The organism is Streptomyces sp. NPDC020845 (assembly GCF_044334165.1).
In the GTDB taxonomy this organism is placed as follows: Bacteria; Actinomycetota; Actinomycetes; order Streptomycetales; family Streptomycetaceae; genus Streptomyces.
In genome coordinates this window covers 1-13,292 of record NZ_JBIRSJ010000010.1, presented here as the reverse complement: position 1 = coordinate 13,292, position 13,292 = coordinate 1, and the positions used below count along the sequence as shown (strand labels likewise).

Sequence of the window (13,292 nt, the reverse complement as noted above, 5' to 3'; positions counted from 1 at the left end):
TCGGTGCGGCTGTTCGGAGATCGCTCAGGTCACCGGCCGGCACGGCGTGGAGTTCACACGTGGGTCCGCGTACGAGTCCAGGTACTCGTGTGGGTACTTGTTCAGGTACGAGTCCACGTACGCATGAGTGCCGGGCGATGGTCTGAAAATCCCCCCGGTAGACAGCATGGCACGCCCGGTCGTCAACAGCGGTGTGACAGGGCCGATTTCGCCGGACGCATGCGCCCCCTGCCGCCCCGGCTTCCGCTTCGGCGCCTACCCCGGCGAGCTTTGGCGGCTGCGGGCGTTCGCCTCGGCCACCCGGGCGCGCAGCAACTCCTCGGAGCCGACGGGCTCCACCCGTGCTGGGTCAGCGTCCCACTCCCGGCCCCCGCTGAGCGGGCGGAGCTGGAGGTGGGGCCCCTGATGCCCCACGACCAGTCCGATCCGGTCGTGGACGGTGTCGCGGACGGCCGTCCCGACGGGGGCGGCAGGCTCGCCGGTCATCGCGCCGCCCCCTTCGCGATCACCTCGGCCAGGGCGTGCGCCACGGCAGCGGAGCACACGCCGAGGTGCACGAGGGCGTACCGGGCTGCCGACCTGGGTTCGGCTTCGGGGTTGGTCGCGGCTTGGGTTCCGTGCTCGGGGTCGTTTGCGGGTTCGGTTCCGGTTCCGTCGGTGGACTCGTCCAGGTCCCCGTTCCACGGGGTGCGGACATCCATGGCCGGGAGCTGGATGCCCGCCCGGGTGAGCGCGGCGGCGAGGGCGTCACGGGCTTCGAGCGCCTCCTGGATCTTGTGCTGCCTTGCGGATGGATGAGAAGTGGCCATGCTCTGCTCCTTATTCTTTTTAGCGGTTTTTCGGGAGATTTCATGATGAGGGTGTGCTCGGTGGATTACCGTGCGTGGTGGTTGGCTTACGAGGATGGACCCATGTGGAGGGGCGCGGGCGGCGACGACGGCGCGTCCTTCCCCGCGGGACGGCCGTCCTTCCACACCTGCCACTTGTCGCCGGAGCTCACGGAGGGGGACGCGCCATGCCGCAGAGAAGAGCGATCACAGGACGGAGCCAGGAGCCGCGCAGGCGCTTCGCCGAGGAGTTGCGTGCCCTGCGTGCGGAGAAGGGGGTGAGCCTGCGTCAGCTGGGCGAGCGACTTGGCTGGGACTGGTCTCTGCTCGGAAAGATGGAGAAGGGCGAATCTCTCGGCGGGCCCGAGGTCGTCCAGGCGCTCGACACGTACTACGGAACGCCTGGCCTGCTGCTCGCCTTGTGGGAGCTGGCGGCTGGCGACCACACGCAGTTCCGCGAGCGGTATCGGCGCTACATGGCGCTGGAGGCGGAGGCGGTGAGCCTGTGGCACTTCGCGGTCAGCGTGCTGCCGGGACTGCTCCAGACGCCCGGTTACGCACGGGAGGTGCTGGCGGCGGGCGGCCTCAAGGGCGATGAACTGGAGCAGCAGGTCGAGGCCCGGATGGGCCGCCGGGAACTTCTGGCGGGCAATGATGCGCCGTCGTTCCGCACGATCCTCTCGGAGGCGGTGCTGCGGACGCCGCTACGGGACGCGGGGGAGTGGCGGGGGCAGCTTGAGTACCTGGCGGAGGTGGCGGAGCGACGGGATGTGGCGGTGCAGGTGCTGCCGTTTGCGGCGGGGCCGCATGGGTTGGTGAGCGCCGACGTGATGTTCCTCCGGCTGCCCGACGCACGCACGGTGACCTACGTGGAAAATGCGATCCAGGGAGAACTTGTCGAGGAATACGCCGCGGTCGAACGCTTGCAACGGGCCTACGATGCACTGCGCGACATGGCGCTGTCCCCGGCCGAGTCGCGAAAGTTGATCCTGCGTACCTTGGAGGAAGTACCGTGCGATCCATCGAGTTGAGCGCGGCAACCTGGCGCAAGAGCAGTTACAGCAATCCGGACGGTGGTCAGTGCGTCGAGGTCTGCGACGGCTTCGTCGGCATCCTTGCTGTGCGTGACAGTAAGGACCCGCAAGGTCCGGCCCTCGTGTTCCCTGCGGAGAGCTGGACGGGTTTTGTGTCGGCCGTCAAGGGCGACCAGATAGCCCTCTGAGCTGCCTGTGCCATTGTGCTCCCGCGCTCTGACGAACGCGGGAGTCACTTACTCCTCGGGGTCGGCCTACCTCTTGGTCGCCCGGCGTCCACGAGTGGCTGCGGCCGGACGCCAGGCGCGAAGATCGTCGTCGGTCAGACCGTGCCTGCCCTGCTCCACCTGGCGCTCACCGCGGAAGTAGGCAGCAGGGGAGCCGCTGAACATCGGGTCGAAGTCATCGTGCCACTGGTCCAGCCAGGGCTGGAGTTCCAGCAGGCCCGCGAGGAACGGGGCCAGCTCCTCGGTGCTCATCGACTCGTGCGAGGCGATGTACGCGAGCAGGGCGTAGGCCTGCTCTTGGTGGTCCCAGCCAGCCCAGCCGTACTGGGTGGGCGTGGCCGCGTTGGTCTGCCCGTACGAGATGAAACGCTCCTTGGGCACGTCTAGCTTGCCGCGCGCCTTCCAGTAGGAGGGCCGGAGGAAGTCAGCCGAGGTGTACTTCGGTGGTATGGGGATGGAGTCGCGGATCTTCCGCTTCATCGGCTCGTCGGGGGCCGCGTCCTCCTGCCGCTGCATGTCCCAGACGTGCTCCCAGTCCAGCCGCTTCTTCATCCCTGACAGCTTGTAGCGCAGAGCAGGGAGGAACGGCACGTGCTCATCGGTCAACAGCTCGGCGACGATGGTGGGAAGTTCCTTGCGGGGTGCGTAGATCTTGGCGACGGTTACGAAGTCCTCGTCACGCGAGAGCGCGTCCGTGAGCCACGAGAGTGTGGCGATGCGTGGCATGTCGTTCTCGTCAAACCAGTGGTCGCGGTTCTCGACCCGGTCTAGCAGCCAGCTCCGCAGTGCCTTCTCCTGGAGCGCTTCCCACCCTTCAGTGGCCCACCGCCGCTTGTACTCTGGCCGCTCGATCATCCCAATGGCACGGCTCGACTCAATAGCGTCGATTCGCTTCTGGACGATCTCCCGGTAGGCGGCGGGCCAGCGGTCGGGGATCTCCGTAATGGGCGTGGAACCATGCCGCTTGAACCACTCATCACTGGCTTCGCCTGCGGCAACCTTGCGTGCGAGCGCGATCTCGAAGGCGCGCTCGCCGAGTGCGATCTCGGGGATATTTGGATCGTTTGGGTCCGTAGATATTCGCAGGTCCTCGGGGTAAAGGCCGTAAAGTGAGTAAACCTGCCAGTCCAGCTCCTCCTGAAGGCTGATCATCCGGGCGCGGGTGGAGTGCCAGGTGGCGCTGGCAGCGCGGAGGTTCGGGATAGTCGGGGTGTCGGCCGAGGTAAGAGAAAGAGGGGCGGACGCTCCGAGTTGCTCAGCAAGAGCAGCTAGGGTAGCGGCGAATGAAGTGTCACTTGCGATGGGTATGGGAAACTCAGAGACGTTAGCGGCATTGTATTGGTATCTGTCTGACCACGGTTGAGCGCTAACGCGTGCACCGTCTTTACCAACTGGGTCGCCACCTTTGGGATAGCAGCGCATTTTGAGCCAAAATGCTGCTGTCGAGCTGTTCAGAAGGCCAAGCAGGCGCAGGTGCTCCTCCTCGGTTGACCATTCCGGAAACTTGATCACAGGGGCGGTGCGATTGAAGGCTTTGCCGTCTTTGTCGAGAGCCCAATGATTATGAGTTGTTACTTCGCTAAAGGCGAGCGTCCATGGATGTGTCTCGGTGTCTTTGGGCAGCTGATGCCAAGCCCACCAATGCTTTCCCGCTGCGGAATAGGTCTTCCCTGTGCCGATGGTGCGCTTCCACAAGGTGATTCGGTAGGTCCAGAAGTGTCGCTTGAAACGCTGTGAGAGCAGGTTCTCCGGCAGGATTGTGTGGTCATCAGTATAGGGAAGTGCTGCAAGATCGAAGCCCGAGAACGTCCAATCGCGGCACTGATCCCCTCTGTGGCTTCGAACTGCATGAAGGTCTTTTGCGATACTTGCAAGAGGGCCGCTAGTGGGGATCGTGAAAACTTCGTCAGCGTGGCTGTCACCGAAAAAGCCGATTCTAGCTACAAGGGTCTTGAGTTTCGTGGGCCCTGCCTTGGAAAGCTCCTCGATAATCTCCAAGCCTCCGTCGGTAAGAATCCACGGCTGCCTGCTAAAGTAGCGCCCCCGCTCCAGGTCATCCACTGAAATCCATTGGCTTACCGAACCTGGCTTGTCGATCTGGTCCACAATAGCTCGCCAGACCAACCCATTCTCGCCTCTATCCGGAGCCGTAGGCTCACCCTGTACGCTTCGTATCGTCCGAACGGTTGCCGAGCGATCCTTCCCTTCCCAGCGCTTGCCGATCAAGATGACAGTGGGCGTGCCGTGGCCAGGTATGTAGGTGCCGGAGGTGTCGATAACCTCCGTCAATTCCACCCGATCGCGGAAGTATTTCTCGATCAGTTCGGCGCCGAACTCGCGCTTCATGAACGAGTTCGTCGTGATCTGGCCCACCATTCCGTAGCCTAGGCCGTCCGACTCGCCCTGCTTTGCCAGCTCAAAGAAGCGCTGCGCGAACGGCACCGACAGCGCGTACGTGCCCGCGCAAGCGTCGTACAGCTCTCGATAAATCTGATTGAGTCTCTTGTCCTTCACCGTGATGTACGGCGGATTTCCCACCACCACGTGGTACCGCCCCGGCTCCAGAATCTTCGGATGCTCGTGTACATCCTCCGTGGCGTACGAGAACTCCGCTAGCTCGTCCTTCTCGTCGGTCGTGAACTCCAGGGCGCCCTGCCCCTTTGTCCCCCGTATACCGATCTCCGTCTGCCGTTCCTTGATGAGCGAGTCGCCCACAGCCAAGTGCATCGGCCACTCGTACCTTCCGGCCTCCGCCAGCGTCCGGATGTCCGCCGCTGCCATGGCTGCCATCAGCAACCGGAACCGCGCGATAGCTACCGCGAACGGGTTGACGTCCACCCCATGCACTGAGTCCAGCGCTGCCCGCACCCGCTCGTACACATCCCGTCCCGGCTGGCCCTCGGCCCACAACCGTATGAGGCGCCGGAAAGCCTCAAGCACAAAGTGTCCCGACCCGCACGTCGGGTCGATCATCTTCAGGCCTTCATACCCGAACTCCCGAACCGCGGGCTTCATGGTCCGGTCGAGGATGAACTCCTCGACAAACTCAGGAGTCTGAAGCAGCGCATACGTCTTCCGCGCAGCCTCGCTGAGGTCCTGGTACAGGTCGCCCAGGAAGCGCGTGTCCCAGCCAGCCGTACCGTCTTCGTTCAGCGGGTCGGTGAAGTCGTGGATCAGCGAGCCCGACTCGTCCCGCTCCCGCCAGAACTCGATCAGCCCGCGGGCACCATCGTGCGAGAGCGGGATCTGGTACAGCGGGTTGTGCTTCTCGTCGAACAGCAGCCGCCCGGCCTGGCCGTCGCCGAGTTCGGCGAAGGCGCGCAGCAGCCAGCCGCGATAGGTCGGGTTGTCGTCCCGCTCGACGTACGCCTCGTAGCGCGCGAGCGCGAGGTCGCGGCGGTCCTCCTCGGGGGCCGTGACGTAGGGCTCGGGGATCAGGCGGTTGTCCTCGCAGAAGCGGACGAAAACCGTGCCCAGTACCCACGCGACCGCAACCTGGGTGACGCGCTCGTCCAGCCAGGAGTTCCAGGTGGCCGCCGTACGGCCCAGCTCGCGCGCCCGGCCGTACTCGGCGCGCAGCCGCAGTTCCACCTCCGTGACCGCCTTGACCTGCTTGTGTAAGTCGGCCTCGACTGTCTTGACCTGCTTCTTCAGGTCGTCCAACAGCGCTGATCGATCGATCACTTAACGGTCTCCCTCGGTTGGTGCGGCTGCGCCTGTGCCCGAGCGGTGGGCGTTCTCGACCCACGAGTCGGGGAGTTCGATCCATTCGCCCAGCCCCGCCTGGTACGCCACCGCGACATGGCCGAGCTTCGGCTCGCGCGCCGGGTCTCCCTGCGGGACGAGCAGCCACAGGCCGTGCCCGCCGTGCCGGGCCGCCTCGGCGAGGCGGTCGAGGACGCCCATCGCGTCGTAGCGGGCGAACACTGCGGCCTCGGTCAGCAGCACTGGTGCCATGCCAACCGAGCCGTCCGTCAGCAGTTCACGTACCTGTGGTTCCACCATGCCCCAGGCCGTCCGCGCGTACTCGGCGAATTTCAGAGCGCCGCGTGAGCCGGGCTCGGCCGCGTCCGCCTTGAGCAGCGTCTCCCAGGTCGGCTTGGTGCCGGGCGGCACCAGCGCGTGCAGGGCTTTGAGGAAGAGAACGGTGACCGAAACCTCCCGGGCGCCGATGCGCGGGGTCGTCAATTCGCTGACTGCGTCGCGTGTCAGCCCGTGGCGTACGGTCAGGACGCGGTAGCCGTCGCGTCGGGCGGAGGCGGCAAGGAGCTCTTCGGCGCGTGCGGCGGACGCGATACGCGGATCGTCCGCGTACCGGGTGGCGGTGCCCAGGGCCGTGGCGCGGCGCACGGCGCCGGTGGTCAGATAGCTGGACTCGTTGTCCGTGTGCGCGGGCAGATAGCGCAGTGTCTTCATGGGCTCGCGGGTGGCCAGCCTCAGGTCGAAGCCGGCGTCCCACAGCGCTTTGGTCAGGCGAGCGCCTGTCGGCAGCTCGTGGGTCGTGCCGCCGCGGCTGTCCTCGACGATCAGTTCGGGGAAGCGCGCCCGTACCCGCTCGTGGACGTCCCCCGCAGGCAGGCCCGGCTGCTGCTCGTCCGGGACGCCGGGGATCCAGGGCACCAGTCCGGCCTGGGTGAGCCGTAGGGCGCGTACCAGCGGCAGGTTCCGCGGATAGATCTCCAGGCGGGGGGTGGCCGCGGCGTTCTGTGAGGCGGCGGCGGCGAGTTCCACCAGGCGGCGCTCGTCCCATTCGAGGGTTCCGGGCGGCGGGGTGAGGGCGCCCAGTTCGGTGAGGACGGTGGCGGCGGTGGGCAGCGTCTCCTGGCGGCTGAGGCGGTCGGCCGTGCGGCCCAGCCGCGTCGCGTAGTCGAGCAGGGCGGGCGCGGTCGGAGTGTCGGGGGCGTCGTCCTCACGCACGTCCAGGGCAAGCAGGCCCGCTTCCAGTGACTCCTCGGTGGCTTTGCGGTTGGCCTGGTGCTGGAACTCGGCTGCCTCAGGGTCGAGTTGTTCGACTTCCACGACCGCCCGCACCGCGGCCAGCGCGAGGGCGCGGCGGCGCTGCTCCCCGCGCAGCTGGGTGCCACGGCGTACGACCAACGCGTCGGCGATCTCGACGGCGGGGGCGACGCGCCCGAGTTCCGCGAGCAGTTCCATGATCTCCGCGCGGAGGGCCGACACCGCCGGGTGCTTCTTCCACCGCTTGCGCTCTTCCTTGAGCATCTGCGGAATGCGGCCCGCAGACAGGCCGAGCTTGTCCGCTACCTCCTTCTGCTTGGGCCATACCCCGATGTCCGGAAGGTCACCATGATCGTTCGGCAGCCGGAGCAGAAGCTGGACCATCTCCACCTTGTTGCGGTTGGAGCCGTTGTTGTTGAGCTCCGGCACGAGGAAGGTGGCCAGCGTGTCGAGGCTGATCGAACGCAGCGACGCGTCGGAGAGCCTGCCATCCTCGGCGAGGGCGCCGAGGAGCGCGGACTCGGCCGCGCTGAGCTGCGCCAGTTCCTCCTTGGCTTCGGCCCGGCCTTTCGGGGTCAGCGGTGAGACGGGTGCCTCGCGTAGCAGTTCGCCCCACTGACGCTGGCGGCGCTGCACTTCGCTGCGGGTCTTGGCGCCGAGGCCCGGGGCGTTGACCAGCTTCCGGCGGCTGTAGTCGAGCAACTGGCCGACAGTGGTGATTTGGAGGCCGTACAGGAAGGACTCAGCGGCGGGGGTCAGGCCGGCAGCTGATAGGTGGGTGTCGCGGGTGACCTGTCTGGCCAGCTCCTCGCGTTGCTGCTCGGCGGTGAGAGGTTCGGCCACGCCCAGACCGGGCGGGCCCGCGTCGGGGGTCTTCTCGGGGTGGCGGGAGCGGTGGCTGGACGGCGCGGCCTGCGCCGCGTCGAGGAAGATCTTTTTCCAGGCGTCCCGCATCGGCTTCAGCTCGGGGAAGCGCTGGGAGGCGTCCCGGTGCAGGGCCTTGCGGAAGAAGCGGACCAGGCCGTCGCGGATGGCGGGGTCGAAGGCGTCGGCGACTATGGCCGGGTGGGGGAAATCCTTCCGGTCGGTGTCGCGGGGCAGGACCGAGCCGTCGCCCCACTTGGGCAGCTCGCCCGACGCCATCTCGTAGAGGGTGACCGCGACCGCGTACCGCTCGGCGTGCGAGTCGTAGGCGGTACGGGTCAGGGTGCCGATGAACGGGTCGAGGTAGCCGTCCGTGCCCGCCTCGTGGTTCTTCGCCGGGTAGCCGGCCAGCGAGAAGTCGATCAGGACCAGCTCGCGGGTGCGATTCGGGCGGATGCGGATGGCGATGTTGTCCGGTTTGATGTCGCGGTGCCAGACGCTCTCGCCCTCCAGGAAGTCGACGGCGCCGAAGAGATAGTCGCCGTATGCCTCCAACTGGTCGATCTGGAGCCGGCCGCCTTCCCGGAGCTGGCGGGCCACCGTCTCCTCACGGCGCCGCTTGCGCCCCGCGGTCCCGGCCTCGTCGGGGTTCTCCTCCCGTTCATCACCCACGTATTCCAGGGCGAGGACCGTGCGTCCGCCGATGGTCAGCGGCTGCGGCTCGACGAGGCGGATGATCCGGGAGTCGGGGCGAAGGTCGCGCATCACGTCGGCCTCGCGCTTGAGGATCTCGCCCCGGTTGTCGGAGAGGGCGATCTTCAGCACGGCCAGCGGGCGGGTCCTGCGAGCCTCCGCCTCGAGATCCCGTACGAGGAAGGCCCGGCTGGTCGAACCCGTGCCAAGGCGGCGACGGACCTCCCAGCGGCCGGACAGGACATCCCCGGCGACCGCTTCCAGCGGATCCTTCTCCGGCGCCTCGGGGGTGGTGACAGGGACGCCGACCGGGGCGGTGAGGCCGTCCTCTACCAGCTCCAGCATCTCCAGGAACTCGTCCACCGTGGAGAGCCGCTGCTCGGGCCGGTAGGCGGTGGCGGCCTGGACCAGCTCGTCGATGTCCTCCGACAGGCCGTCGACCACGGAGCTCGGACGCAGGCCCTCGCGCGCTTCCCACCGCGCACGCAGCTCGGCCTGGCTTGCGGCCGGGGGCTTCCCCGTGGCCAGGAGGTAGGTGAGGACACCGAGGCCGTACACGTCCAGGAACACCGGGTCGGGATTGAGCGCGGTCAGCTCCGGTGCGAGATACGGGTCCGAGCCTTCGGACAGGTGCTTCAGCGAGAGCGTCGTCGGGGCGAGCCGGGTCGATCCCGGAGCCGTGCCGCCCTGGCTGCCGCCGCGCTGTGTGGCGATCTGCCAGTCGGAGATCTGGAGGTGAGGATTGAGCCAGGCTGCCTCCTCGCCGACCGCCTGCCCCCTGGGGCCGCGATTGCGGGGCAGGACGTAGATGGAGCGGGCGGCCAGCGCCCGGTGGTGGATCCGGCTGGAGTGCGCGGACCGCATCGTCTCGGCGAGCTGCCGGACCAGCGCCATCCGGGAGAGGATGTCCAGCTTGTCTCCGTACTGGAGCAGGTACTCGTCCAGCCGCAGGGTCTGCGGATGGTAGTCGAAGACCAGGGCGGGGCCGGCGGAGTGCCCGGAGGCGTCGTATGTCTTGAGCTCTACCGCGCCGGGGTGCCTGAAGCGCTGGAGTATCGCGGCCTCGCGGCGGGCGGCGCGCTCGACGGACTCCCGCAGGGAGGCATCTGAGCCGCGCTCGCGCACGTACACGCGGACCCGGGCGGACTCGGGCAACTCCTCATGGCGGGCGAGGTAGTCGGCCCAGGTGGGACCGGTGTCGAAGGCCTTCCGATCCAGGAGATAAGGGCCGACCCGATATTCGGCGTCGCTGCGGCGGATGCCGATGCGCTCCAGGGCGGTCTTGATCTCGCGGGAACGGCTGGCATCAATGCGGTGCCGTTCGTCTCGTGGCGGCTGTTTCAGTATCTCGACCAGTTGGGCGACGGTGTGGACACCGTTCTGGTCATTGGGCGGGAGCTGGATGCGCAGCGACGCGTCGGTGAAGCAGACGGCCTCGCCGACCCATACCTGCCGACGGTGCTGGTGAGACGGCAGCTGCTGCCTGAGCAGCCCGGCCAGTTCCTTGGCCTTCTTGTTGGCCAGATGCAGCGGGTTTCCGTGCGGGACGCGGCGGCCACCCGGGGTGGTCTGCACCCAGGTGCCGTACTCGCTGCTGACCGAGCCGTGCCACTCCTTCAGCTCAACTATTAAGACGCCGCTCGGGGCGATGACGAGCAGATCTACCTCGCGAACGTGCCCGGCGTGCGAGGTGAAGGTGAAATTGGACCAGGCTCGCCACGGTTCGGCGTCGGGAAGTTGCTTGCGGATGGCTTCCAAGCCGCGGCGCTCGTGGTCGAACTCGGACTCGGTGACCGTGGTCCACCGGCCTTCACGCATGCGCTGCCCCCGCCTCTTCTCATCCATGAGCCGCGGCCTCCACTCCTGATCCCCCTGACCGGCTGCCCCGGAGCGGATGGCCCGAAGGGAAATCCTAACGGCCAGGTGTGGCACCGGGATCGGCTGTCACTGGGCCACCGGGAGACGGCCGCGCACGCCCCACCACCGTCCCCATCACCATCGACAGGGTCACCGCTTCCAGTGATGACTATCCGGGTGACGGCCGTGGGGAGACTCTCTCACTTTCGGGTACAGCCCTGGCTACACTGTGTAGCAAAGGCGTGCTCGACCACCTCGACCGGAGGCAGACATGGCCCGTGCCTGGGAGGCTGACCCGTCCGCGTTATTCGAGCGTCGGCTGGGGAGATCAGCCGACGAGCTGGGAAACTCCGATGGCAATGACGAGTGCCCGGACATCTGGCAGCTCGACAATGGCGATGTTGCTGTGATCGGCAGGGATCTGACAGCCGCCTACCGCGCCCGTCTGCCTCATGGCGTGAACCTCGCTCCGGATGAGCGGCTGGTTGTCATCCCAGGGAACATGCTCAGCGCGGCAAAGAAGGACATCCCCGATGCTTGATCTCCTTGCCCCTGCCCTCACCCCCGAGCAAGGTGAACGGCTCACCCGGACCGCCTACAAGCAGGACTTCCGGGAACGGGAGAACGCCATCCGTGACGGGAGTTCCTGGAAGCTGGAGCGCCGGCAGCACTTCGAGGAGCAGGGCAGTCCGAGCCGCGACGCCCTGCGCCGGGGCGACTGGGACGAGGCGCTGCGACTTCTCGCCGATCGGCGCGACACCCTGGCCGCGGCCGCTCAGGAGGAGGCGCGCAGGGGTTATGCCTTTCATCGTGTGCGGGTGGTCGAGAAGCCGCTGACACCGTATGTGCAGTGGGAACTCCACTCCCAGCGGCAGCGTGCGCAACACGGGCAGAGGATCAGGGTCATCCCCGCCGAACGGGTGGCCGCGTCGGAGAGCACTCACCCACTCCCGGAATTGGTCGTGCTCGGCGGTCACACCCTCTTCCAGGTCCTGTACACCGAGACAGGAGTCGCGAACGGTGCGATCCGCAACACCGACCGTGATCTTGTGACGCGCTGGGAGAACTACATCAAGGCGCTCTACGCGGCAGGCGAAGATGTGATCTCCTACTTCGACCGTGAGGTGGCGCACCTTGATCCGCCGACGCTGAGCGCAGGAAGGGAGTAGGCCGATCGCAGCCCCAGGCGGAGGGGACGAGCAGTCCGGCAGCACCCATTCCGAGCTGTCGGGATCCTCACGTGACGTCGTCCAGGCGAGGAATGTCCACGGAGGCATCCACTTCCACGCGCAGAGCAAGCCGGACCCTGGAAGCTCCACCAGCCCCACCCCACGCCAGTTACCGGCTGACGTACGCGGTTTCGTCAACCGCACCGATGAGCTCGGTGAACTGAACGCCGTTCTCACCAGCGAGGACGGCGGTCCACTCGTCGTCTCGGTATACGTGATAGCCGGTACCGCCGGCGCGGGGAAGACATCGCTGGCACTGCGCTGGGCACACCAGGTCCGGGAGCGATTCCCGGATGGCCAGCTGTACGCCAATCTGCGTGGCTACGACCCTGGGGAGCCGGTCGCGGCACGCGAGGCCCTGCACCGCTTTCTGACCTCTCTCGGCGTCCCGGCCGATGCCGTACCGCAGGACCTCGATGCCGCTGCCGCGTTGTACCGTTCGTTGCTGGCCGACCGTCGGGTACTGGTCGTCCTGGACAACGCGGCCAGCGTGGGCCAGGTCAGGCCGTTGCTGCCCGGAAGCGCGCACAGCCTGGTACTGGTGACCAGCCGCAGCCGCCTGTCCGGCCTAGCCGTCCGTGACGGGGCCCGCCGACTCACGCTCGGCGTACTGCCGGAGCCGGAAGCGGTCGCACTGCTGCGGGCCGTCACCGCCGGATACCGGCCGGTGGACGACGAGATGCAACTCGCCGAACTGGCCCGCCTGTGCGCACGGCTTCCCCTCGCCCTGCGTATAGCCGCGGAACGCGCGGCCAGCCACCCCCACCTGCGGCTGTCCGACCTGATCGCCGACCTGCGCGACGAATCAGCCCTCTGGGATGCCCTGAGCACGGGCGACGACGAGGAAGCCGAAGCAGTCCGCACCGTCTTCGCGTGGTCCTACCGCGCCCTATCCGAACAAGCCGCCCGCCTGTTCCGCCTGCTCGGCCTGCACCCCGGACCCGAGTTCGGGCTGCAGGCCGCCACGGCCCTGGCCGGGTCGACCAGCAGCAGCCGGACCCGGCAACTGCTGGACTCTCTGGTCGGGGCTCACCTGCTGGAACAGACCGCCCCGGACCGCTACCAGTTCCATGACCTGCTGCGCGCCTACGCCATCGACCAGGCCCAGCAAGACGAGCCGCCTGCCGAGCGGGAGGTAGCCCTGGGCCGGGTGCTGGAGTGGTACCTGCACACCGCCGATGCCGCGCAGAGCTGGATCAACCCCGCCGAGGACCGCCTGACCCTCCCGCCTGTCCCGGGCGATGTCAGCCCACTGACGTTCCCCGACTACGACGCTGCCGTGGACTGGGCCGAGCGGGAGCATGCCAACCTCCTCCAGGCCGTACGTACGGCAGCCGACGCCAGGCAGGACCGACTGGCCTGGCAGTTGTCGGCAGTCCTATGGAACGCGCAGTTTCCTTCCGCCTCGGGCACGAGCTGGCCGGCTGTGGGCCGCATCGGGCTGGAGGCAGCGGAACGGCTGGGTGATCGCGCCGCGCAAGGCATACTCCTCACCTGGCTCGGGATGGCCTGAGGTTCCCCCGCTGTGCGGGTGTGGCTGATTAGCTGGTCAGGGCGGGTTGACGTGGTTTCAGGTTCACTGGTTCGGCCGCTGCCTGGTCGGCG

8 protein-coding genes and 1 pseudogene are annotated in these 13,292 nt (G+C 67.3%); 5 read left to right on the top strand and 4 right to left on the bottom strand.

Annotated elements, in window-relative coordinates; all coding sequences use genetic code 11:
- Positions 1-255: 255 nt before the first annotated feature.
- Both ACH4U7_RS26060 and ACH4U7_RS26055 read right to left on the bottom strand, forming a co-directional pair.
- Complete coding sequence (locus ACH4U7_RS26060) at positions 256-486, bottom strand: hypothetical protein (RefSeq protein WP_398530262.1); 231 nt, start codon at positions 484-486, stop codon at positions 256-258.
- A complete protein-coding gene (locus tag ACH4U7_RS26055) occupies positions 483-809 on the bottom strand; it encodes a hypothetical protein (protein ID WP_398530261.1) in 327 nt (108 codons plus the stop codon). Before ACH4U7_RS26055 ends, ACH4U7_RS26060 begins: the two co-directional genes overlap by 4 nt.
- 206 nt (positions 810-1,015) lie before the next feature.
- Here ACH4U7_RS26055 and ACH4U7_RS26050 point away from each other — a divergent pair, with 206 nt between their 5' ends.
- The gene (locus ACH4U7_RS26050) at positions 1,016-1,858 is read left to right on the top strand and encodes a helix-turn-helix domain-containing protein (protein WP_398530260.1); all 843 of its coding nucleotides are present in this window, start codon (positions 1,016-1,018) and stop codon (positions 1,856-1,858) included.
- Positions 1,840-2,049 (top strand): DUF397 domain-containing protein, encoded by a 210-nt coding sequence (locus ACH4U7_RS26045; RefSeq protein WP_398530259.1) that lies wholly within the window; start codon positions 1,840-1,842, stop codon positions 2,047-2,049. Before ACH4U7_RS26050 ends, ACH4U7_RS26045 begins: the two co-directional genes overlap by 19 nt.
- A 66-nt stretch (positions 2,050-2,115) precedes the next feature.
- Here the strand turns inward: ACH4U7_RS26045 and pglX are convergent, their stop codons facing one another.
- Together pglX and pglW are read right to left on the bottom strand one after the other, a co-directional pair.
- Positions 2,116-5,772 (bottom strand): BREX-2 system adenine-specific DNA-methyltransferase PglX, encoded by a 3,657-nt coding sequence (gene pglX, locus ACH4U7_RS26040; protein WP_398530258.1) that lies wholly within the window; start codon positions 5,770-5,772, stop codon positions 2,116-2,118.
- Positions 5,773-10,419 (bottom strand): BREX system serine/threonine kinase PglW, encoded by a 4,647-nt coding sequence (gene pglW, locus ACH4U7_RS26035; RefSeq protein ID WP_398530648.1) that lies wholly within the window; start codon positions 10,417-10,419, stop codon positions 5,773-5,775.
- A gap of 310 nt (positions 10,420-10,729) precedes the next feature.
- On the opposite strand from pglW, the gene ACH4U7_RS26030 reads away from it, so the two are divergent.
- The 3 genes and pseudogenes from ACH4U7_RS26030 to ACH4U7_RS26020 form a co-directional block, all read left to right on the top strand.
- A complete protein-coding gene (locus ACH4U7_RS26030; RefSeq protein WP_398530257.1) occupies positions 10,730-10,999 on the top strand; it encodes a hypothetical protein in 270 nt (89 codons plus the stop codon).
- Complete coding sequence (locus tag ACH4U7_RS26025) at positions 10,992-11,627, top strand: DUF6879 family protein (RefSeq protein WP_398530256.1); 636 nt, start codon at positions 10,992-10,994, stop codon at positions 11,625-11,627. Before ACH4U7_RS26030 ends, ACH4U7_RS26025 begins: the two co-directional genes overlap by 8 nt.
- A 106-nt stretch (positions 11,628-11,733) precedes the next feature.
- Positions 11,734-13,197 (top strand): annotated as a pseudogene (locus ACH4U7_RS26020) (ATP-binding protein); the annotation flags it as partial.
- Positions 13,198-13,292 lie beyond the last annotated feature (95 nt).